This is a genomic window from Mesorhizobium sp. M7A.F.Ca.CA.001.10.2.1, assembly GCF_003998575.1.
GTDB lineage: Bacteria > Pseudomonadota > Alphaproteobacteria > Rhizobiales > Rhizobiaceae > Mesorhizobium.
Genome location: NZ_RZQY01001299.1, coordinates 1 through 540, shown reverse-complemented (window position 1 = coordinate 540; position 540 = coordinate 1). Strand labels below are relative to the sequence as shown.

1 pseudogene is annotated in these 540 nt (G+C 67.2%); it reads left to right on the top strand.

What is annotated here, in order from left to right:
• Window positions 1-458: pseudogene (locus EN964_RS36760) on the top strand (DUF459 domain-containing protein); the annotation flags it as partial.
• Between the last annotated feature and the right edge of the window lie 82 nt (window positions 459-540).

Genomic DNA, 540 nt, shown 5'->3' with positions numbered 1-540 from the left:
GCTTCGTCGATGAGAACGGTGCTTTCGTCACCAGCGGCCCCGACATCAACGGCCAGCCGGTGCGGCTGCGCGCCGATGACGGCATCAACGTCTCGAAGGCAGGCAAGCGCAAACTCGCCTTCTACACCGAAAAACCGCTGCTGAAGATCCTCGGCCTGACCGCGCCTGGAAGCGTGATTACACCGTCCGCTCCGGCGGGCGCACCTGTCGAGGCGCCGGCGCCGGCCGCGGCCCCCATCGTTATCGACCGCACCGCGCCGATGCTGCTCAGCGATCCGGCACTCGACGGTGGCTCCGAATTGCTGGGCGCGGCACCGCCGGCGAAGGCCAATCCGGACCTGCCCGGTGAAAAGCTTGTGGTCGAGGGCAAGGCACCGATTGCATCGCCCGGCCGCGCCGACGATTTCTCATGGCCGCCAAAGGCCGCGACCGATACCACGACCGCGATCAATCGTTAGTATCGCTGCACGCTCCTGGGTTCAGCGCGGGAGAACGCTCGACCCCATCAACGCCTCGTCGATCGAGCGTGCCGCCTGGCGG